At 67.7% G+C, this 20,544-nt stretch carries 18 protein-coding genes; 5 read left to right on the top strand and 13 right to left on the bottom strand.

The annotated features are described in order from the left end of the window. Positions 1-62: 62 nt before the first annotated feature. Positions 63-2,321, bottom strand: coding sequence for a methylmalonyl-CoA mutase (gene scpA / locus G6N59_RS02050; RefSeq protein ID WP_138230616.1), 2,259 nt, complete (start codon positions 2,319-2,321; stop codon positions 63-65). Between the two features lie 2 nt (positions 2,322-2,323). Beyond that, positions 2,324-4,180, bottom strand: coding sequence for a methylmalonyl-CoA mutase small subunit (gene mutA, locus G6N59_RS02045; RefSeq protein ID WP_138230615.1), 1,857 nt, complete (start codon positions 4,178-4,180; stop codon positions 2,324-2,326). Between the two features lie 223 nt (positions 4,181-4,403). On the opposite strand from mutA, the gene G6N59_RS02040 reads away from it, so the two are divergent. After that, on the top strand, positions 4,404-5,135 hold the full coding sequence (locus tag G6N59_RS02040; protein ID WP_138230614.1) for a TVP38/TMEM64 family protein: 732 nt from the start codon (positions 4,404-4,406) through the stop codon (positions 5,133-5,135). Between the two features lie 37 nt (positions 5,136-5,172). Here the strand turns inward: G6N59_RS02040 and G6N59_RS02035 are convergent, their stop codons facing one another. The 3 genes from G6N59_RS02035 to G6N59_RS02025 are packed head-to-tail and all read right to left on the bottom strand — an operon-like array spanning position 5,173 to position 7,193. Next, positions 5,173-5,535 (bottom strand): DoxX family protein, encoded by a 363-nt coding sequence (locus tag G6N59_RS02035; RefSeq protein WP_138230613.1) that lies wholly within the window; start codon positions 5,533-5,535, stop codon positions 5,173-5,175. A gap of 2 nt (positions 5,536-5,537) precedes the next feature. Continuing rightward, positions 5,538-6,716 (bottom strand): SPFH domain-containing protein, encoded by a 1,179-nt coding sequence (locus G6N59_RS02030; RefSeq protein WP_138230726.1) that lies wholly within the window; start codon positions 6,714-6,716, stop codon positions 5,538-5,540. A 45-nt stretch (positions 6,717-6,761) separates the two neighbouring features. Beyond that, positions 6,762-7,193, bottom strand: coding sequence for an NfeD family protein (locus tag G6N59_RS02025; protein ID WP_138230612.1), 432 nt, complete (start codon positions 7,191-7,193; stop codon positions 6,762-6,764). A gap of 59 nt (positions 7,194-7,252) precedes the next feature. Between G6N59_RS02025 and G6N59_RS02020 the strand changes: the two genes are divergently transcribed. Together G6N59_RS02020 and G6N59_RS02015 are read left to right on the top strand one after the other, a co-directional pair. After that, on the top strand, positions 7,253-8,092 hold the full coding sequence (locus tag G6N59_RS02020; protein WP_138230611.1) for an Rv1486c family protein: 840 nt from the start codon (positions 7,253-7,255) through the stop codon (positions 8,090-8,092). A gap of 149 nt (positions 8,093-8,241) precedes the next feature. After that, positions 8,242-8,652: a DUF4189 domain-containing protein gene (locus G6N59_RS02015; RefSeq protein WP_138230610.1), complete on the top strand. Its 411-nt coding sequence runs from the start codon at positions 8,242-8,244 to the stop codon at positions 8,650-8,652. Positions 8,653-8,670: 18 nt separating this feature from the next. On the opposite strand, the gene G6N59_RS02010 is transcribed toward G6N59_RS02015, so the two are convergent. The 8 genes from G6N59_RS02010 to G6N59_RS01975 form a co-directional block, all read right to left on the bottom strand. Then, positions 8,671-9,684 (bottom strand): ferrochelatase, encoded by a 1,014-nt coding sequence (locus G6N59_RS02010; protein WP_138230609.1) that lies wholly within the window; start codon positions 9,682-9,684, stop codon positions 8,671-8,673. Positions 9,685-9,804: 120 nt separating this feature from the next. Then, on the bottom strand, positions 9,805-10,614 hold the full coding sequence (gene inhA / locus G6N59_RS02005; protein ID WP_138230608.1) for an NADH-dependent enoyl-ACP reductase InhA: 810 nt from the start codon (positions 10,612-10,614) through the stop codon (positions 9,805-9,807). 45 nt (positions 10,615-10,659) lie between these two features. Then, positions 10,660-11,436, bottom strand: coding sequence for a 3-oxoacyl-ACP reductase FabG1 (fabG1, locus tag G6N59_RS02000; RefSeq protein ID WP_138230607.1), 777 nt, complete (start codon positions 11,434-11,436; stop codon positions 10,660-10,662). Positions 11,437-11,522: 86 nt separating this feature from the next. Next, positions 11,523-12,497, bottom strand: a complete 975-nt coding sequence (locus G6N59_RS01995; protein ID WP_138230606.1) for a DUF58 domain-containing protein — start codon at positions 12,495-12,497, stop codon at positions 11,523-11,525. Continuing rightward, complete coding sequence (moxR1, locus tag G6N59_RS01990; RefSeq protein WP_138230605.1) at positions 12,494-13,645, bottom strand: chaperone MoxR1; 1,152 nt, start codon at positions 13,643-13,645, stop codon at positions 12,494-12,496. Before moxR1 ends, G6N59_RS01995 begins: the two co-directional genes overlap by 4 nt. Positions 13,646-13,808: 163 nt before the next feature. Continuing rightward, on the bottom strand, positions 13,809-14,531 hold the full coding sequence (gene ripB, locus G6N59_RS01985) for an NlpC/P60 family peptidoglycan endopeptidase RipB (protein ID WP_138230604.1): 723 nt from the start codon (positions 14,529-14,531) through the stop codon (positions 13,809-13,811). A gap of 43 nt (positions 14,532-14,574) precedes the next feature. Then, positions 14,575-16,032, bottom strand: a complete 1,458-nt coding sequence (ripA, locus tag G6N59_RS01980; protein ID WP_138230603.1) for an NlpC/P60 family peptidoglycan endopeptidase RipA — start codon at positions 16,030-16,032, stop codon at positions 14,575-14,577. 237 nt (positions 16,033-16,269) lie between these two features. Beyond that, positions 16,270-16,899 (bottom strand): Rv1476 family membrane protein, encoded by a 630-nt coding sequence (locus tag G6N59_RS01975; RefSeq protein ID WP_138230725.1) that lies wholly within the window; start codon positions 16,897-16,899, stop codon positions 16,270-16,272. A gap of 181 nt (positions 16,900-17,080) precedes the next feature. On the opposite strand from G6N59_RS01975, the gene acnA reads away from it, so the two are divergent. Further along, positions 17,081-19,897, top strand: coding sequence for an aconitate hydratase AcnA (acnA, locus tag G6N59_RS01970; protein ID WP_138230602.1), 2,817 nt, complete (start codon positions 17,081-17,083; stop codon positions 19,895-19,897). A 78-nt stretch (positions 19,898-19,975) separates the two neighbouring features. After that, positions 19,976-20,542 (top strand): TetR/AcrR family transcriptional regulator, encoded by a 567-nt coding sequence (locus tag G6N59_RS01965; protein WP_061000866.1) that lies wholly within the window; start codon positions 19,976-19,978, stop codon positions 20,540-20,542. Positions 20,543-20,544: the final 2 nt, after the last annotated feature.

Below are 20,544 nucleotides of genomic sequence, written 5' to 3'. Positions count from 1 at the left end.
CGAAACGGTGTTCCAGCAGCAGAAGTGCGAGTAGCAGCCTGCTGGAATGCCGTTTCGGCGCATCAGAGCTTGTAGCCCAGCCGCTCGGCGAGCTTGCCCAACAGGCCGATCGCGGCCTCGGCGATCACCGTGCCGGGCGGGAAGATCGCCGCGGCACCGGCCGCGTACAGCTCGTCGAAGTCGCCCGGCGGGATCACGCCGCCGACCACGATCATGATGTCCGGACGCCCCACCTCGGCCAGTGCATCGCGCAGTGCGGGCACCAGCGTCAGGTGACCAGCGGCCAGCGACGACACCCCGACGACGTGCACGTCGTTGTCCGCCGCCTGCCGCGCCACCTCGTCGGGCGTGGAGAACAGCGAGCCGACGTCCACGTCGAAGCCGATGTCGGCGAATGCCGTGGCGATCACCTTCTGGCCGCGGTCGTGACCGTCCTGGCCCATCTTGGCCACCAGGATGCGGGGCCGACGGCCGTCGGCCTCGGCGAACTTCTCGACCAATTCCGTTGCGGTTCCCACGTTTCCGGCCTTCCCCACCTCGTCGCGGTAGACGCCGGCGATGGTCCGGATCTCGGCCTGGTGCCGGCCGTACACCTTCTCCAGAGCGTCGGAAATCTCGCCGACGGTCGCCTTGGCGCGGGCCGCGTTGATGGCGAGCGCCATCAGGTTGTTGCCCAGACTGTCCTCCCCGGCATGACCGGATTCGCCTGCGGCACGGGTCAATTCGGCCAGCGCAGCCTGGGTGGCGGCCTCGTCGCGGTCGGCCCGCAACTGCTCGAGCTTGGCCAGCTGCTCGGCACGCACGCGGCTGTTCTCGACCTTGAGGACCTCGACGGCCTGGTCTTCATTCTCGGCGGACACCTGGTACTTGTTGACGCCGATCACCGTCTGGGCACCGGAGTCGATCCGGGCCTGGGTGCGGGCGGCCGCCTCTTCGATGCGCAGCTTCGGAATGCCCTCACCGATGGCCTGCGCCATGCCGCCGTGCTCGGCGACCTCCTTGATGTGCGCCCGGGCCTTCTCCGCCAGCTGGTGGGTCAGCCACTCGACGTAGTACGAACCGCCCCACGGATCGATCGGCCGGGTGGTGCCCGACTCCTGCTGCAGCAGCAGCTGGGTGTTGCGCGCGATGCGGGCCGAGAAGTCGGTGGGCAGCGCCAGCGCCTCGTCGAGGGCGTTGGTGTGCAGCGACTGGGTGTGGCCCTGCGTCGCGGCCATGGCCTCGATACACGTGCGGGCCACGTTGTTGAACGGGTCCTGCGCTGTCAGCGACCAGCCGGAGGTCTGCGAGTGGGTACGCAGCGACAGCGACTTGTCGCTCTTGGGATTGAACTCCGCCACCAACTCGCTCCACAGCAGGCGGCCGGCACGCAGCTTGGCCACCTCCATGAAGAAGTTCATGCCGATGCCCCAGAAGAAGGACAGCCGCGGCGCGAACTTGTCGATGTCCAGGCCGGCGTCGAGGCCGGCCTTGATGTACTCCACGCCGTCGGCCAGCGTGTAGGCCAGCTCCAAATCCGCTGTGGCACCGGCTTCTTGAATGTGATAGCCCGAGATGGAGATCGAGTTGAACTTCGGCATCTTGGTGCTGGTGTAGCCGAAGATGTCCGAGATGATCCGCATCGACGACTTCGGCGGGTAGATGTAGGTGTTGCGGACCATGAACTCTTTGAGGATGTCGTTCTGGATGGTCCCGGCCAGCTTCTCCGGCGGCACGCCCTGTTCTTCGGCGGCGACGACGTAGAGCGCGAGGATCGGCAGCACCGCACCATTCATCGTCATCGAGACGCTGACGCTGCCCAGGTCGATGCCGTCGAACAGCTGGCGCATGTCGAGGATGGAATCGATTGCCACGCCGGCCATTCCGACGTCACCCTGGACGCGCGGGTGGTCCGAGTCGTAGCCGCGGTGAGTGGCGAGGTCGAACGCGACCGACAGACCCTTCTGGCCGGCGGCCAGGTTGCGGCGGTAGAACGCATTGGACTCGGCGGCGGTGGAGAACCCCGCGTACTGCCGGATGGTCCACGGCTGGTTCACGTACATGGTCGGGTACGGCCCGCGGATGAACGGCGGGGTGCCCGGGAAGCTGTCCAGTGGGTAGCCGGCGGCCGCGACGGCATCGCGATCCTCGGCGATGTACACCGGCTTGACGTCGATGCCCTCCGGGGTCGACCAGGTGAGCTGCTCCGCGGTGTAGCCGTGGGCGCCGGCCGCGTCGGCGACGTGGGCGTCGACGGCGTCCGCGGTGGGCGCGGCGGCGCCCTCGCCCTGCAGCGGCACATCGGCGAAGCTGGCGATGGGGGTGGCCTCAGTTGCGGTCATTGTCATGCCCCCAATCGGGTGAGCAGGGTCGAAAGTGCTTCGACGGCATCGATTTTCATGGTCAGGTACTCATCGGGAAGAGAAGCCTTGTCAGCGATGTTCTCAACCGCCTTCTCCGGTCCGGCGAGGCAGACGTGTGCGACGCCGGCCGCACGGGCGGCCTTGATGACGTCACCGGCCTCTTCGGCGTACCGGGCGTCGGTGCCGCAGACCACTGCCGCGACATGGCCCGCGGCGGCGGCCGCGACACCCGCAGCGTCGACGGTGCCGGGATTGACGGCTTCGATACCTCCGGAGGCCAGCAGGTTCGAGGCGAATGTGGTGCGGATGTTGTGCTCGGCCAGCGGTCCGACGGGCAGCAGCACCACCTGCGGCCGCTTGCCGGTCTCGGCCAGGTAGGCGTCGGAGCGGTTGCGCAGCGCCTCGAAGGCCGCCGCGTACCGGACCACGCCGGGAAATGAATCCGTCTGGGCCAGTGCATTTTCGGCGAGGTTCGGGAACTCGTTCACACCGGTGAGGGCGGTGCGCCGGTGCGCGACGTCGTCGGCACGACGGGCCGCGACCTCAGCGATCTGGGCACTCAGGTGGTCACGGGCCGCGACGAAACCGCCACGCGATTCCAGGTCCTGGAACTTCGCCCAGGCCTGCTGCGCCAGTTGGTCGGTGAGGTCCTCGACGAACCACGAGCCACCCGACGGGTCGACGACCCGGCCCAGGTGCGACTCCTCCAGCAGCAGCAGCTGGGTGTTGCGGGCCATGCGACGGCTGAAGGTGACTGCGGTTCCGGGCAATCCGCCGGCAATGGCGGCATCGAACGTCTCGACCAGCACGGTGTCGGCACCGCCCACGCCGGCGGCGAACGCGGCGAGCGTGGTGCGGAGCATGTTCACCCACGGGTCGCGCTGCGACATCATGGCCTTCGAGGTGACGGCGTGAATTGTTGCCGCGCCCGAGTCGGGCGCCCCGACCACCTCGGCGACGCGGGCCCAAAGTCGCCGGGCCGCACGGAGTTTGGCAATCGTGGCGAACTGGTCGTCGTCAGCGGCGAAGCGGAAACTGATCTGCCGCAACGCGTCGGCGGCGGACAGCCCGCTCTCGGTGAGCAGGCGCAGATAGGCGACACCGGCGGCGATGGCACCCGCGAGCTCCAGCGAGGCACTGGCACCGAGGTTGTGGAACGCGGCAGCGTCGACCGTGACGGCACGCACTCCCCCGTCATACTCGGTCAGCTTCGCCGCGGTGGCGACCACGTCGTCTTGGGCCGCGGCGGCACGACCCGACAGCGGCGCCGTCAGCGGGTCGGCGCCGAGGTCGATCGACAGCCGGGCACGCTGGTCGGCGTCGAACGGCTTCACCAGCGCGAGTAGCTGGTCCGCGGCACCGGCAACGTCGGCGCCGGCATCGAGGAGCACCGGAACGAGGTCCAGGAAGACACCCTCGAATACGCGATCCAGCTGGTCGACGGGCACGCCGCCCGTTCCGACCCGCACCTCGAGGGCGCTGGTGCCGTCGGTCAGGGCCAGCAGGATGGCCCCATTGACAACGGCGCCGGTGGCGTCGTCGTCACCACCGGAGATCGGGAAGGACTCGGTCACCTTCCAGCCGGCGAGCACGTCGCGGTGGGCGTCACCGCCACGGGTGAAAGGCCAGTGTCCGGGCAGCGAGGGCTCGGCCAGGCCGTCCAGGCTGGTGTAGAGCGGACGGACCGGGAATCCGTCGTAGGTCGGGGTGTCGAGCAGACGCTCGGGGTCTACCGGCAGATCCTCGACTGCCTTGCGGGTGCTCTTGGCGAGCACGCCGGCGACGTTCTCTTGCCACCGCGCGTGGCGGTCCCGAACGGTGGACGCGTCGACAGTCACCGGCGACTCCCAATCTTTCGGCCATCAGACATATGGCACTGCATGCAGAAATGCCTATCACACTTGAATTTCAGGCTAAATCACGCAGGTCGCTACTACCCAGTAGCTCCACCGCACACCGGCTGTCCATACCTCTGACGGCGACGAGTTGTCGCGATCGACCTCCCAACGCACCCGCTCCTGACAGCGGTGATCAGCCGGTCGCCCCGTACCCTTGGAAGACGTGAACTCCGTTGTCAGCGCGCTGCGCACGGTCCTGTCCGCCGTGCAAGCCACCGCGGCGCAGATGCCGCTGCGACGGGCCATCGGCATCGCAACGGCGATTGTGATTCTCGTCGCAGTCGCGATCTGGGTGCCGTTGCCCAACGCGGTCGAGATGCGCGACTGGGCGGCCGCGGCCGGGCCGTGGTTCCCGCTGGCCTTCCTGGTGGCCCACACCGTCGTCACCGTGCTGCCGTTCCCCCGTACCGCATTCACCCTCGCCGCAGGCTTGCTGTTCGGTTCCGCCCTCGGCGTCACACTCGCCGTCATCGCCAGCACGCTGAGCGCATTGATCGCGCTCTGGCTGGTGCGGGTGCTGGGCTGGCAGTTGAGCAAGTTGTCGCACAAGCACATCGACAGCCTCGATGCGCGGCTCAAGGAGCGCGGCTGGGCGGCGATCCTGTCGATGCGCATGATCCCGGCCGTGCCGTTCTCGGTGCTGAACTATGCGGCCGGGGCCTCATCGGTCCGGGTGCTGCCATACGCGATCGCCACGTTCGTCGGCCTGCTGCCCGGCACCGCGGCGGTCGTCATCCTCGGAGACGCGCTCACCGGGCAGATTCGGCCGTCGCTGCTGGTCGTGTCGGCCTGCACGGCGACCATCGGAATCTGCGGACTCATCTACGAGATCCGACTCCATCGCCGCGCCCACGCCGCCGCACAGGACACCGTGGGTTCGACGTCCGGCATCTGACGGACCCACTGCCGATGGTGGAACCGTGGTTGCGGCCTTAGGCCTCGCGCTCGGGCAGTCCTTTCGCCGTCATCGCGCTGAACAGCGCCAGGAACAGCACCGCCGGGGCGGCGTTCTGGGGCTTGTCGTGGGCTTTGATGTGCGCGGCGACGGCGAGCGTGAAGTACAGCGCCAGCATCGCCGTGGTCAGCCGCGCCAGTGCCGAATTCCGTTGTCCGGCAAGCAGACCCACGGCAGCCGCCGCCTTGGAGCCGACCAGGACCCACCGGTACTCCAGCGGGAAGTTCACCCCGGTCAGCGACTTCTCGATGGGCGCGACCGGCACGGCACACGCCGCTGCATCGCCGGCGAGAAACAATGCCAGTGCGGTGTACGTCTTGCGGGACGTCAAGAGGCTCATCGTCACCTCGCGTGTTGCCCGGCGGGCGGGTCGATTTCCGGGGTCTGGCGTGATTCGATCGGCTGCGTCGGCGGGGCCGGCGGCACCGACAACGGCGGGGCGCTGTAGCCCGGCTGCTGCACCGGGATGCGGGCCTCGGCCTCGGCCTTCGCCACCGCCTGCGCAATGGCCGGATCGGTCTGGGTGGAGAACCAGTCGGCGACCTCGTCGTCGTCATCGTGCACCGGAGTCTCGTCGACGGGCGACGGCGTGTAGCGGAACACCCCGTCCTCCCCCGGCGCTCCGAGCAGTTTGGTGAAACCCTGTAGCGCAGAACCGAAGTCGCTGGGCACGACCCACACCTTGTTCGCTTCGCCCTTCGCCATCTGCGGGAGGGTCTGCAGGTACTGGTAGGCCAGCAGCTCCGGCGTGGGCCGGCCGGCCTTGATGGCGGCGAACGTCTTCTCGATGGCCTTCGCCTGACCCTGCGCATTCAAGTACTGCGCGGCGCGTTCACCCTGGGCCCGCAGGATGCGGGACTGCCGGTCGGCCTCGGCCGCCAGGATCGCGGCTTGCTTGGCACCCTCCGCCGACAGGATCTGCGACTGCTTGGCACCCTCCGCCTGCTTGATCGATGCCTCCCGGCTGCCTTCCGCCATCAGAATCATGGCGCGCTTCTCCCGGTCGGCCCGCATCTGTTTTTCCATCGACTCCTGGATCGACGGTGGCGGATCGATGCTGCGCAGCTCCACCCGGGCGACCCGCAGGCCCCACCGGCCGGTGGCCTCGTCGAGCACACCGCGCAGCTGGGCGTTGATCGAGTCGCGAGAAGTCAGCGTCTGCTCCAGCGTCATACCGCCGACCACGTTGCGGAGCGTCGTGGTGGTCAGCTGCTCGACGCCGACGATGTAATTGCTGATCTGGTACACCGCGGCCTGCGGGCTGGTCACCTGGAAGTAGACGACGGTGTCGATGTTGACCGTCAGGTTGTCCTCGGTGATCACCGGCTGCGGCGGGAACGACACCACCCGCTCACGCAGGTCGACCCGGGCCCGGATTTTGTCGATGAACGGCAACAGCAGCGTCAGCTGCCCCGAGACCGTCTTGCTGTAGCGGCCCAGCCGCTCGATGACCGCCGCCTCGGCCTGCGGGATGAGCGCCACCGATTTGACCACCACCACGATGGCCAGCGCCACCAGCATCAGCAGAAGAACAAGTGCACCAGTCAATTTCAGCTCTCCTTGCGTTCAGATGGTCCGGAAGACCACCGCGGTTGCGCCGTCGATCCGCACCACCGTGACGTGATCGCCGGGCTCGAAGACATCGTCGTCGTCCAGCGGACGCGCCGTCCAGATTTCGCCGTCGAGTTTTACCTGCCCTTCATGGCGGGCCACTCGATCGAGGACCAGTGCGGTCTTGCCCTCCAAGGCCTTCACCGGCTCGGGCAGGCCCGGGGCGCCCAATCGCCTGCGCAACGCCGGCCGCACCAGGACCAGCAGCAGCACCGACACGATGAGGAAAGACGCGCCGTCGGCCCAGATGGGCCAGTCGGTGGCCCAGCCGAGGCCCGCCGTCACCAGGGCGCCGCCGGACAGCATGAGCAGGAACATGTCACCGGTGAGCGCTTCGGCACCGGCGAGCCCGATCGCCAAGATGAGCCACAGCAACGGCACCGGCATGCGACCAGAGTAGCGCCTTGCAGGCGTTACGGGCCGGAGCGTTTTACACTGCGTGCATCATGTGGAGTCCGAGTGTTTCGCTGACGGTTTGGGCCAATGCCTGGCATGCCGGCCTGGCCGCACCTGACGACGTCCTGGATGCGTTGTCGCTTTGGGCGCCACGGCATTCCATTGCGGCCTACGACGCAGTGGCGGCCAGCCGGACCGGCCTGCCGTGGCCGGACCTGACCAACTACGGCGGCGTCACGTTGCTCCAGACGCTGCGGCATGCCGCCGGCACGGCACGCGCCGAGCCGGCCATGAACCTGGTACTGCCCGTACCCGGGGACGTCCGCGGCCTGACCCCCGGCACCCGGTTCCAGCAGGACGCCATCGACGCGGGCGAAGCCGTCGTCGTCACCTCGAACTACGGCGAAGCCGTCGGGCTGGTCCCCGATTTCGAATACGAGGACGACACGGACGACGCCGAGGTCAAGGCGCTGTCCTGGACGGTGTACTCGCTGCCGAGCGCGCCGGTGGTCGGTCACTTCGACCTCGGTGACGAGGAGTACCGGCTGCGCGACGCGGTCCGGTCCGCCGCCGACGCGCTGGGGCGCTTGCGGGCCGAACCCGGTTCAGACATCGAGGATCCGCGCGAAATGGTCGAGCAGTTGCTCGAGGCCGGACAACTGCACCGGCTGCCGGACCACGCCCCCACCCGGGCGGTGCGGGTGCTGGAGACGGCCGCCCACATCGATGCGATCATCACCGTCAGCGCCGGGCTGGCGCCCATCGGCCTGCAGAGCGCATCGGAGATGCAGATCGCCAGCGAGGCCATGCGGCCGCTCGCCGACGTCGTGCGCTCCGCCCGGCTGGCCGCGGTGACGGCCATCCTGCACTCCGCGTGGGAGCGTTACTAACCCCGGCGCGACCAGGCGGAAGACGGTCCTGCCACGCACCGAATCGACGATTCAGGGTCTGCCGGCGCTGACTGTCCGTCGCCTCGATCCGCGTACCGCGTCACGCAGTTTGGGATCGGTAGCCACCGGCCCGGGTGTCTACTCACGCTATGAACACCATCCGCACCGCCGGCACGCTCATCGCGGCCGTCTTGCTGGTCGGTGGCACGACCGCCGTCATTCCAGCAGCCAAGGCGGATATCGACTTCGAATGCAAGCCGGGCTGCTGGGGTGCCATCGCGGCGTCACTGTCGACCGGGCAGGAAGTCATCCGCTACAACTACGAGACCCAACACGAGGCCGAGGACGCCGCTGTCCTGTGGTGCGACGTCCAGGGCAAAACGAATGACTGCCAGGTCGTGGTGTCGGGTCTGGGCTGTCTCTCCGTCGCCGATGGCGCGGACGGCAAGGCCATCGCAGGACGCCTCGGCCCGACCATGGACGCAGCCGACGCCGCGGCCCTCGACGGCGCGGGGCCGGGGTCGACCATCAGCATCCACGCATGCAACGACTGGCTGTGACGACTCCGGCGTTCGGCGTCAGTCGCCGCAGCAGCCCGGCAGGCAAGATGCTCCGTTGATGCTGCAGCCGTGACCGGGCACCGGATCCGCGCCCTCGACCCGCACCGGCGCCGCTCCCGTGCGCAGCTCCTCGACCAGCGACGCGGCCAACCGGGCGAAGCGCGGGTCGGCATTGGGAGTCGTGGTGCGCGCCAACGTGATTCCCGCTTCGGCGGCCTGCTCGGCCAGCTCGTTGTCGAGGTCCCACACCACCTCGATGTGGTCGGCGACGAACCCGATGGGGCATACGATGACGGCCTTGGTGCCGGCGTCCGCGAGCGTCGCCAGATGATCACCGATATCCGGGGCCAGCCAAGGGATTTGGGGCGGCCCGGACCGCGACTGCCAGACCTGGTCGTACTCGTCGTATCCGGCGGCGGCGGCGACCAGCCGGGTGGCGTAGCCGACCTGGCGGCTGTAGAGCCGCGGCCCGTCCCGTTCGTCGACCCTGACGGGAATCGAGTGTGCGGTGAACACGAGCCGGGCATCGTCGCGCAGTTCGGCGGGCAGCTGGGCGGCGGCTTCGCCGATCGCTTCGGCGAACATCTCGACGAACAGCGGATGGTCGAAGTACTGGCGCAACTTCACCAGTTCCGGCGCTTGCGGTCCGGCCGCGGCGCGGCCCCGTCCGATGTCCTCGACGTACTGCCGGCAGCTGGAGTAACCGCCCCACGCCGAGGTGGTGAACACCGCGGCGCGACGAACTCCGTTGTCCCGCATGGCCGTAACCGTGTCTTCGATATACGGATCCCAGTTGCGGTTACCGAAGTACACCGGCAGATCCGGCATCGCCGCCTCGAGCTCCGAGACCAGCGCCCGGTTGATGCCGTTGATCGGCGACGCTCCCCCGAAATGCAGGTAGTGCTCGGCGACGGCATCCAGGCGCTCGGCCGGCACCCCACGTCCGCGCGTCACGTTCTCCAGGAACGGACGGACGTCGTCGGGGCCGTCGGGCCCGCCGAACGACAGCAGCAGTAGTGCGTCAAAGTCCACGAGTTCGCCCTCCTACGACGCGAAACGGCGTTCCGGCAGGCAAAGTGCGAGAGCACGCCTGCTGGAACGCCGTTTCGACGAGTTCAAATCAGCGCTGTCGGTTCTTCGCGCAGGCGCTCATCACAGCAGCTGGGTGCTGGCGCCACCGTCGGCGTAGATGATCGAACCGGTGGTCGCGGGCAGCCATTCGGACAGCAGCGCACAGACGGTCTTCGCCACCGGCGTCGGGTCCTTCATGTTCCAGCCGATCGGCGCGCGCTGGTCCCAACCCTCTTCCAGCAGCTGCATCTGCTGGCCGGCCTCGTCGCCCAGCGCGCCACCGACGATGGCGCTCATGGCCAGGGTCCGGATAGGGCCTGCCGCAACGAGATTGGACCGCACGCCGAACTTGCCGGCCTCGCGCGCCACGAACCGGTTGACCGACTCGAGAGCGCTCTTGGCGACCGTCATCCAGTTGTATGCCGGCATGGCGCGGGTCGGGTCGAAGTCCATACCGACGATGCCGCCGCCTTCGTTCATGATCGGCAGCAGGGCCTTGGCCAGCGAGGCGTACGAGTACGCCGAGATGTGGATGCCCTTGGCGACGTCTTCGTACGGGGCGTCGAAGAACGGGTTGACACCCATGCCGCTCTGCGGCATGAAGCCGATGGAGTGCACGACGCCGTCGAGCTTGTTACCCGCGCCGATCACCTCGGTGACGCGCTCGCCGAGCGAGGCCAGGTGCTCCTCGTTCTGCACGTCGAGCTCGAGCAGCGGTGCCGGGTTCGGCAGCCGGTCGGCGATGCGCTGGATGAGCTTCATCCGGTCGAAGCCGGTGAGCACCAGCTCGGCGCCCTGCTCCTGGGCGACCTTCGCGATGTGGAACGCGATGGACGAGTCGGTGATGATCCCGGTGACCAGGATCCGCTTGCCTTCGAGCAAACCTGCCATTGTGCTGACTCCTTCTGCAGTTCTGGTAAGCCAAAGAATGTGGGGTCAGTGCCCCATGCCCATGCCGCCGTCGACCGGAATCACCGCACCGGCGATGTAGCCGGCATCCTCGGACGCAAGGAAGCTCACCGCACCGGCGACCTCTTCGGCGGTGCCCACGCGCTTGGCCGGGATGAACTCCAGCGCACCTTCCTGGATGCGCTCGTCGAGGGCGCGCGTCATCTCGGTGTCGATGTAACCGGGGGCGACGACGTTGGCGGTGACGCCGGCCTTCGAGAGCTCACGGGAGATCGAGCGGGCCATGCCGATCAGGCCGGCCTTGGCGGCGGCGTAGTTGGCCTGGTTGCCGATACCCCACATGCCCGAGACGGAGCCGATGTAGATGATGCGGCCGAAGCGCTTGCGCTGCATGCTGCGCGAGGCGCGTTGGGTCACCCGGAACGCGCCGGTGAGGTTGGCGTTGATGACCTCGGTGAACCGCTCCTCGGTCATCCGCATCAGGAACGCGTCCTTGGAGATGCCGGCGTTGGACACCAGCACCTCGACGGGACCCTGGTGCTCCTCGACCTCTTTGAACGCACGATCGATGGCCTCGGTGTCGGTGACGTCACACTCGACGCCGAACAGGCCCTCGGGCGCACCGGAACCGCGGTGGGTCACCGCAACCTTGTGGCCGTCCGCGGCCAGTCGCTGTGCGATGGCCAGGCCGATGCCCCGGTTACCACCGGTGACCAGCACGGAGCGGGAAACGAAGGCCGGGCGACCGCCGGCAGGCGTGGCGGCCGGCGAGCTGGCACTTTCCGTGGCAACACTGTCACTCATGGTGGTCAACTTATCGTCTCAGCCGGTGCAGGCCGAAATCGGCGCGCTGCGGCGAGCCGCCCGGCGGCCTGAGCAACTCCTGACGGCTACCGGGCCGCCATGGCGCCGCGGCGGCGGCTCGCCACGAACCGAACGACGTCGGCGATCCAGTCCCGGTCGGTGCGCAGCGTCAGGAGCGGAGCGTCGCATCGGCGGAGGGTGCGGGCCACCTCGTCGCGGTGGGCCTGCGCGGCGCGGGCGAAGTCGTCACGGAGTTGCTCGTCGATGGTGAATTCCTTGGTGATGCCGGACTCGGCGTCCTGCAGCACCACGTCGCCGATGGCCGGCAGCTCCACATCACGCGGGTCGATGATCTCGATGCCCAACACCTCGTGCCGCCCGGCGATGGCGCGCAGCGGGCGCATCCAGTTGATGGGCCCCAGGAAGTCGCTGATGATGACCGCCATACCGCGACGCCGTTCCGGCCGCCGCAGCGCATCGATGGCCGCCGCCAGATCGCCGCGGACGCCGACCGGCGCCTTCGGCGTCGTGGCGATGGCGCGCAGCAACTCCTGCTCATGCAGCCGACCGGACAACGCCGGCACCCGGCGCACGGTGTCGCCGTTGGAGATGATGGCGCCGAGCCGGTTGCCGCCGCCGCTGTTGAGGAAGGCGATGGCGGCCGCCGCGGCGACGGCCAGATCCCGCTTCTCGCAGCCGGCGGTGCCGAAATCCAGACTTGCCGACATGTCGACAACCAGCCAGGTCTCGAGCTCCCGGTCGGCGATCATCTGCCGGACGTGGGGATGGGTGGTGCGGGCAGTCACGGACCAGTCCATCCGGCGCACATCGTCGCCGGGCTGGTAGAGCCGGGACTCGCCCGGCTCGGAACCCGGTCCGGGCATCAGACCCTGGTGGTCACCGTGCAGGACACCGTCCAGCTTGCGTCGGACGGTGAGCTCGAGCTTGCGCAGTGCAGCCGACAGTTCGGGGTCACGAATCTGGCCGCGCTGCAATGACGGCAGATCGACCGACCGGCCGGACCGCGGCGCAGCCGGCTGATCAGACCCGGGAGCGGTCACCGACCGATGGCCCCAGCCGCGCCGGCCATCACAGGCGGAACCGAATGCCCTTGCTGCGGAATGGCATTCACCTGGGGCAGTGCGACGGTCTGGAGGATGCGGTTGACGACGGTCTCGGCGGAGACCTCGTCGGCGAGCGCATCGTAGGTCAGCACGAGGCGGTGGCGCAACACATCCGGGATGACCTCGACGACGTCCTGCGGAATGACGTAGTCTCGTCCCCGCACCAGCGCCAGCGCGCGCGAGGCGCTGATGATGCCCAGCGAGGCACGCGGCGAGGCGCCGTAGGCGATCCAGGCCTTGGCGTCCGGCATCCCGAACTTCTCCGGTTCACGCGTAGCGGTGACGATGCGCACCACGTAGTCGACGAGCGCGTGGTGCACGAAGACGTTGGCGGCCACGTCCTGCAGGTGCAGCAGTTCCTCGGTGGTGAGGATCTGCTTGGGCTCCGGCGGCTTGACGCCCATCCGGTAGATGATCTCGCGCTCTTCCTCGGGCGACGGGTAGCCGACGTTGAGTTTGAACAGGAAGCGGTCGCGCTGCGCTTCGGGGAGCTGGTAGACGCCCTCCTGCTCGATGGGGTTCTGGGTCGCCATGACCAGGAAGGGGCTGGGGAGCGGGAAGGTCTTGCCGCCGATGGAGATCTTGCGCTCGGCCATGACCTCCAGCAGCGCCGACTGCACCTTGGCGGGCGCGCGGTTGATCTCGTCGGCAAGCAGGAAGTTGACCATCACCGGGCCGAGTTCGATGTCGAACTCTTCCTTGCCGACCCGGTAGATGCGGGTACCGACGATGTCGGTGGGCACCAGGTCCGGGGTGAACTGGATGCGGGCGAACGAGCCGCCGACCACCTTGGCGAAGGTTTCGACGGCCAGGGTCTTGGCGACACCCGGCACGCCTTCGAGCAGCACGTGGCCCTTGGCGAGCAGACCCACCAGCATCCGCTCGACCAGCAGGTCCTGGCCGACGATGATGCGCTTGACCTCGAAGATCGCGCGCTCGAGGGCGTGCACCTCGGACTGCAACGTCCCGCTGATGGGCTGCTGTGCGCTGGGCGCGGCGGCGTGCGCCCCGGGCGGGTAACCCTGCGTGGGAGCCGAGCCTGGGTAGCCTCCGGCGCCGTCCGGTGGCCCACTCGGTGACGTCATCTAGCTTCCTCCCAGGTTTATTCAGACCGACTGTTTCGGCTGATTCGTCGTACATAAAGTCGCTGGTCTAGCGGGTAGCCGCCAATATAGCGGCGTGCCCGGACTCAACTATTCCAGGCAGTTGGGTATCCGTCGACGTCGGCACGACGGACTTAGGTGATTATCAGGTCTCGATGATGCGGGACAGGTGCGGCGACATGCCGGCCATCCGGACCGGGCTGACCGTCACCTTTCCGGCGCTGCCGGACGCTTCCAGCATCTTTCCGCCGCCGAGGTAGATCGTGACGTGCTGGCTGCCGCCGGGTCCGTAGAAGATCAGGTCACCGCGCTTGGCTTCCGACGGCGCGATGGCGCGGCCGGTGTTGTACTGGTCGCCCGAGTACTTCGGGATCTGGACGCCCACGCCGGCGTAGGCGTAGCGCGTGAACCCGGAACAGTCGTAGCCGATCTTGCCGGCGTCGTAGTCCACGCCGGGCCCCGGGCCGGTCAGGGTGCCGCCGCCCCAGGAGTACGGCACGCCCATCTGGGAGCCGCCGCGCCGGATCACGTATTCGATGGCCTGCTTACCGCCGACGCGGCCGCCCGGCATCATCATGGCCGTCCCGCCGCCACCACCGCTGGGCTTGCCGCCCAACCCCAGGCTGGACAGGAAGCTCTGGCCGAGGTTCTGCGTGGTCTGCAGAGCCAGCTGACTGACCTGGAACGACGCGTTGGCGATGGCGACCGGGTCACCGGGAGCGCCAGAGCTGGCCTTCGCGGGCAGCGTCGGGTCCCACCCGCCGTCGGGGTCGGCAACGGCACGCGGCGCACGGCCGATCGCGAATGTCAGCGCCAGTGCGCCGACACCCGCGAGGACGTCTCTCCGGTGAAATTCCTTGCCCTGCAATGCGATAACCCCTGTTTCTTCCTGTCGGTTCGCTCGCCCTGAGTCAGTATTCGATGTAGCGGATCACGTACGGCGTCATGCCGCTGGTACGAACCGGGGAGATGTGCACGTCCGAACCGGTGTACGGCGCTTCGAGCATCTTGCCGTCGCCGAGGTACAGCGTGACGTGCTGGCTGCCACCCGGGCCGTAGAAGATGACGTCGCCGCGACGGGCCTGCGAGGTGGGGATCTTGCGGCCCGCTTCGTACTGGTTTCCCGAGTAGTGCGGCAGCTTGATCCCGACGCCCGCGAAGGCATACATGATCAGGCCGGAGCAGTCGAAACCGACGGTGCCGGAGCCCGAGTCGATGCCCGTGCTCGGGCCGGCGGCGGTGCCGCCACCCCACGAGTACGGCACCCCGATCTGCGACATGGCGCGCTTGATGACGTATTCGGAGGCCTGCTTGCCGTAGACGCGCGGGATGGCGCCATTGGTGTAGCCGGTCTTGGTGACGTCGGCCGGAACCAGACCGAGCTTCTGCAGGAAGCTGTGCCCCATCTGCTGGGTGACCTGCGCCGAGGTGGCCGTCATGCCGAGCACGTTGTTGATGACGGCGATCGGATCGCCGGGGATGTTGGCACTGGGGATCTTGGGCAGGGTCGGGTCCCAGCCGCCGTCGTCCCATTTCTGGGGACCGCCGGCGGCGCCGGGCGCGCCGTCCCAGTTGGCGGCGTAGCGGCCGGGGTCGGCCGCAGGCGTACCGGCCGCCGGGGCCGGACCGCTGTTCTTCCCCGCCCATTGTGTGCGTACGGCGTCGAGCTTGGCCTGAGCGGCGTTGCGCTGGCTGACCAGCTGATCCAATTGGGTCTGCTGCTCGGAGAAGGTGGACCGGGCGTCCGTCAGGGCCTTGACCGCGTCGTCCTGGCTGGCCTGCGCGTCTTTGACGGCCTGGTCGGCCTTCTGCTTGGCCAGCCGGGCGGCGGATTCGCGATTGGCCAGTTCGGTCCGGGTGCGCTGCAGGTCGGTGATGGCCTCCTGCGAGCTGATGGTCAGGGCCTGACCGGTGGCGGCCGTGTTGATCATCTCGCCGGGATCGGTGGCGGTCAGGTAGTTGGCGGATGGCCCATTGATGTAGGCGGCCTCGGCGTACTTGTCGAAGTGAGCCTGTGCTGCGGCGATCGCAGCGTTGGCGTCGGCCAGCTGGCGCTGGTTCTCCTCGATGGACTGTTGCGCTGTGGCGGCGTTGTCGCGGGCGGTCTGCACGTCGGCGATGGCCTTGTTGACCGATTCCTGCCGGGTCTGGATCGAGGCGCCCAGGTCCTCGAGTTTCTGGTTGGCGTTGGCGAGGTCGGTGACCAGAGCGGCGATCTCGCTGCCGCCGGGCTGGGCTGCGGCGAGGCCGACGCCGGGTCCGATGACTGCCGCGGTCGCAATGCCGAACACGAGCGATCCGGTGCCCACGCGACTGCCCAGCCCGACGACAAAGGGGCGAATGCCGTGTCCCCTGACTCTGGGTCCCATTGACTCCGGTCTCCTATGGCTCCAGCGCGCTGCTGCCCGCGACAGGCGCATGCGGGCTCAATCCGTTGGTCCCGTTAGTCACAGAAATCGAAATTCATCACAACTGCAACATGCGGTACCAACTGCACCGTACGTCACAGGTTGCACAAATGAAACGTTAGTAACAAATCACATCGGTGTAATTGAAAAAGGTGTGACCGAATAGTGATATTCGAATTCGCGGCGCACCGCGCCCAGCTACTCCGTTGCGGTCTCGGCGCCATTCACCGGCGCGGCCGTGGCGCTGGCTTTGCGGGCTCGGACCTGCAGGAACCGAGTGCCGACAGCAGCCGCTACCACGCCGAGGATGACCACCAGAGTGAACGATGTCCACGGAAATATCGGCGTTTCCAGCTGGCTCACGAAATTCTTCGACGACTGCACGACGCTCGGTGTCTTCGCCAGGTCCTGACCCGCCTCCAGGAGCACGCGGTCATACGTCGGGCTGACCGCGCCGGCGAAGCCAGGGCTGAGCGTCAACACCGTCGACTCCGGGTAGTGATGACCGACATCGGCGGCGACGTCGCGCAACGGGGTGTCGATGCCCGGACTCGTGGGCAGCACCACGATCTTGAGGTCGATGCCCTTGGCGTGGGCGTCGGCAACCACCTGGCGCAGGGCGGCGGCTTCCTTCGCGGCCGCCGCGGCCTGGTTCGCTTCCTGCGGTGTGGCCGGAGGCTTCGCCGGCGCGATACCCGGCGCGCTCACCCCACCATCGCGCACCTGCGTGATCACCGTCGCCATGCAGACGTCGACGGGGGTTGTGACCGGGTCCTGCCCGACCGTGGCGCAGACGTCCGGCGGAATGAATGCCGGGATGAACGGCATCGCCGCAAAAGTTGTCACGGGGCAAACGGTACTGGAATTTCGACGAACTCCCTGACGGCACACCCAGAACCCAACAAGACTGTGGAAGGCGCCCCCGGGTGCCTACAGGACAAGCGTACTGTTAGGGTTGCAACGCGCCGCTGACACAGCCCGTCGCGGCGAGATCTAGCCGGGAGTTGATGTGAGCAGCAATTCATTTGGAGCCCGTGACACGCTCGTTGTCGGGGAAAACAGCTATGAGATTTTCCGCCTCGATGCGGTACCGGGTACCGAGAAGCTTCCCTACAGCCTGAAGGTGCTTGCGGAGAACCTGCTGCGCACCGAAGACGGCGCAAACATCACCAAGGACCACATCCTGGCCCTCGCCAACTGGGATCCCTCGGCCGAGCCGAGCATCGAGATCCAGTTCACCCCGGCCCGCGTGATCATGCAGGACTTCACCGGCGTGCCCTGCGTCGTCGACCTGGCCACCATGCGTGAGGCCGTCACCGCCCTCGGCGGCGACCCGAACAAGGTCAACCCGCTCTCGCCCGCCGAGATGGTCATCGACCACTCCGTCATCCTCGACGTGTTCGGCACCGCCGACGCCTACGAGAAGAACGTCGCCCTCGAGTACGAGCGCAACTCCGAGCGTTACCAGTTCCTGCGCTGGGGCCAGGGCGCCTTCGACGACTTCAAGGTCGTCCCGCCGGGCACCGGCATCGTCCACCAGGTCAACATCGAGTACCTGGCCCGCACCGTCATGGTCCGGAACGGCCAGGCCTACCCCGACACCTGTGTGGGTACCGACAGCCACACCACCATGGAGAACGGCCTGGGCGTGCTGGGCTGGGGCGTCGGCGGTATCGAGGCCGAGGCCGCCATGCTGGGCCAGCCCGTCTCGATGCTGATCCCGCGCGTCGTCGGCTTCAAGCTGACGGGCGAAATCCGGCCGGGCGTGACCGCCACCGACGTGGTGCTGACCGTCACCGACATGCTGCGCAAGCACGGCGTCGTCGGCAAGTTCGTCGAGTTCTACGGCAAGGGCGTCGCCGAGGTGCCGCTGGCCAATCGCGCCACCCTCGGCAACATGAGCCCCGAGTTCGGCTCGACCTGCGCGATCTTCCCGATCGACGAAGAGACCATCAACTACCTGCGTCTGACCGGCCGCACCGACGAGCAGCTGGCGCTGGTGGAGGCGTACGCCAAGACCCAGGGCATGTGGCACGACGCCGACCACGAGCCGGCGTTCTCCGAGTACCTCGAGCTGGACCTCTCGACGGTCGTGCCGTCCATCGCCGGCCCGAAGCGCCCGCAGGACCGAATCCTGTTGTCGGAGAGCAAGATCGCGTTCCGCAAGGACATCCACAACTACGTGGAGGAGCAGCACCCGGCCGACCACACCAAGCTCGACGAGGCCGTCGAGGAGTCGTTCCCGGCTTCCGACCCGGCCGCCCTGTCGTTCGCGGACGACGGTGCCGTCAACGTGCAGTCCGCCGCCAACGGCGCCGAGGGCCGGCCGAGCAAGCCGATTCGGGTCAAGGGCGAGCGCGGCGAGTTCATCCTCGACCACGGCGCCGTCGCGGTCGCGGGCATCACCTCCTGCACCAACACCTCCAACCCGTCGGTCATGATCGGCGCGGCCCTGCTGGCCCGCAACGCCGTCGAGAAGGGCCTGACCACCAAGCCGTGGGTCAAGACCAACATGGCCCCGGGCTCGCAGGTCGTCACCGACTACTACGAGAAGGCCGGCCTGTGGCCGTACCTGGAGAAGCTGGGCTACTACCTCGGCGGTTACGGCTGCACCACGTGTATCGGTAACACCGGCCCGCTGCCGGAGGAGATCTCCAAGGCCATCAACGAAGAGGACCTGACCGTCACCGCGGTGCTGTCCGGTAACCGCAACTTCGAGGGCCGCATCTCCCCCGACGTCAAGATGAACTACCTGGCCTCGCCGCCACTGGTCATCGCGTACGGGCTCGCGGGCACCATGGACTTCGACTTCGAGACCGACTCGCTGGGCAAGGACACCAACGGCAACGACGTCTTCTTGAAGGACATCTGGCCATCGGCTCAGGAGATCGACGACACCATCAAGAGCGCCATCAGCCAGGACATGTTCCGCAAGTCCTACGCCGACGTGTTCAAGGGCGACGACAACTGGCGGAACCTGTCGACGCCGGACGGCGACACCTTCGCCTGGGACGACGCCTCGACCTACGTCCGCAAGGCGCCGTACTTCGACGGCATGCAGATGGAGCCGTCGCCCGTCACCGACATCAAGGGCGCTCGCGTCATGGCCCTGCTGGGCGACTCGGTGACCACCGACCACATCAGCCCGGCCGGTCCGATCAAGCCGGGGACTCCGGCCGCGGACTACCTGGACGCCCACGGTGTGGCCCGCAAGGACTACAACTCCCTCGGCAGCCGTCGTGGCAACCACGAGGTCATGGTCCGCGGCACCTTCGCCAACATCCGCCTGCAGAACCGGATCCTCGACACCATCGGCCTGGAGGGCACGCAGGGTGGTTACACCCGCGACTTCACGCAGGAGGGTGGCCCGAAGGAGTTCATCTACAACGCGTGCATGAACTACCAGAAGGCCGGCATCCCGCTGGTCGTGCTGGGCGGCAAGGAATACGGTTCGGGTAGCTCGCGGGACTGGGCCGCCAAGGGCACCACGCTGCTCGGCGTCAAGGCCGTCATCACCGAGTCGTTCGAGCGCATCCACCGGTCCAACCTGATCGGCATGGGCGTCATCCCGCTGCAGTTCCCGGCCGGCGAGAGCGCCAAGTCGCTGGGCCTGGACGGTACCGAGACCTTCGACATCACCGGTATCGAGGAGCTCAACGCCGGCAAGACGCCGAAGACCGTGAGTGTCACCGCCACCAAAGAAGACGGGCAGACGGTTCAATTCGACGCCGTGGTCCGCATCGACACGCCCGGTGAGGCCGACTACTACCGCAACGGCGGCATCCTGCAGTACGTGCTGCGGAACATGCTGCGTTCGGATAGCTAGTCCGATATCTGGCTGAAGCGGTTGGGTGGTGCCCCGGACGACGGGGTGCCACCCACCCGCTCACCAGTAGGAGTCCTGGTGCCCAAAGTAAGTGACGACCACCTCGCCGCCCGCCGAGCGCAGATCCTCGACGGCGCCCGACGCTGTTTTTCCGAGTTCGGGTACGAGGGTGCGACCGTCCGGCTTCTGGAAGAAGCCACCGCGATGTCACGCGGTGCGATCTTCCATCATTTCCGCGACAAGGACGCGCTGTTCTTCGCGCTCGCCGAAGAGGACGGTGAGCGCATGGCCGAGACCGTCGAGAAGGACGGCCTCGTCCAAGTGATGCGGAACATGCTCGCCAAACCCGAGAACTACCAATGGCTGGGCACCCGGCTGGAGATCGCCCGCCGGCTGCGCACCGACGCCGAGTTCCGCGCCGAGTGGCAGCAGCGCTACGAGGAACTCAACCAGGCCACCATCGCCCGCCTGGAGCGCAAGAAGGCCGCCGGCACGTTGCGTGACGACGTGCCCACCGAAGTGCTGCACATCTATCTCGACCTCGTGCTCGACGGCCTCATCGCGCGGCTCGCCTCGGGCCAGACCGGCGAAGACCTGGCCGCCGTGCTCGACATCGTCGAGGCGTCGGTGCGCCGCAAACCGTAAGC

The sequence above is a fragment of the Mycolicibacterium aubagnense genome (assembly GCF_010730955.1).
Classification (GTDB): Bacteria; Actinomycetota; Actinomycetes; order Mycobacteriales; family Mycobacteriaceae; genus Mycobacterium; species Mycobacterium aubagnense.
Note: the sequence above shows the minus strand (reverse complement) of the source record. Positions and strands in the feature narration are given on the sequence as shown.

Excerpts from the sequence above, each read along its gene's own strand:
- G6N59_RS02025 (WP_138230612.1), bottom strand. The coding sequence starts at position 7,193 with ATGCCGGTGCCGTTGCTGTGGCTCATCTTGGCGATCGGGCTCGCCGGT.
- moxR1 (WP_138230605.1), bottom strand. The coding sequence starts at position 13,645 with ATGACGTCACCGAGTGGGCCACCGGACGGCGCCGGAGGCTACCCAGGC.
- G6N59_RS02020 (WP_138230611.1), top strand. The coding sequence starts at position 7,253 with ATGTGGAGTCCGAGTGTTTCGCTGACGGTTTGGGCCAATGCCTGGCAT.
- fabG1 (WP_138230607.1), bottom strand. The coding sequence starts at position 11,436 with ATGAGTGACAGTGTTGCCACGGAAAGTGCCAGCTCGCCGGCCGCCACG.
- inhA (WP_138230608.1), bottom strand. The coding sequence starts at position 10,614 with ATGGCAGGTTTGCTCGAAGGCAAGCGGATCCTGGTCACCGGGATCATC.
- G6N59_RS02030 (WP_138230726.1), bottom strand. The coding sequence starts at position 6,716 with ATGCTGGTGGCGCTGGCCATCGTGGTGGTGGTCAAATCGGTGGCGCTC.
- ripA (WP_138230603.1), bottom strand. The coding sequence starts at position 16,032 with ATGGGACCCAGAGTCAGGGGACACGGCATTCGCCCCTTTGTCGTCGGG.
- scpA (WP_138230616.1), bottom strand. The coding sequence starts at position 2,321 with ATGACCGCAACTGAGGCCACCCCCATCGCCAGCTTCGCCGATGTGCCG.
- G6N59_RS02015 (WP_138230610.1), top strand. The coding sequence starts at position 8,242 with ATGAACACCATCCGCACCGCCGGCACGCTCATCGCGGCCGTCTTGCTG.
- G6N59_RS02035 (WP_138230613.1), bottom strand. The coding sequence starts at position 5,535 with ATGAGCCTCTTGACGTCCCGCAAGACGTACACCGCACTGGCATTGTTT.
- G6N59_RS01975 (WP_138230725.1), bottom strand. The coding sequence starts at position 16,899 with ATGCCGTTCATCCCGGCATTCATTCCGCCGGACGTCTGCGCCACGGTC.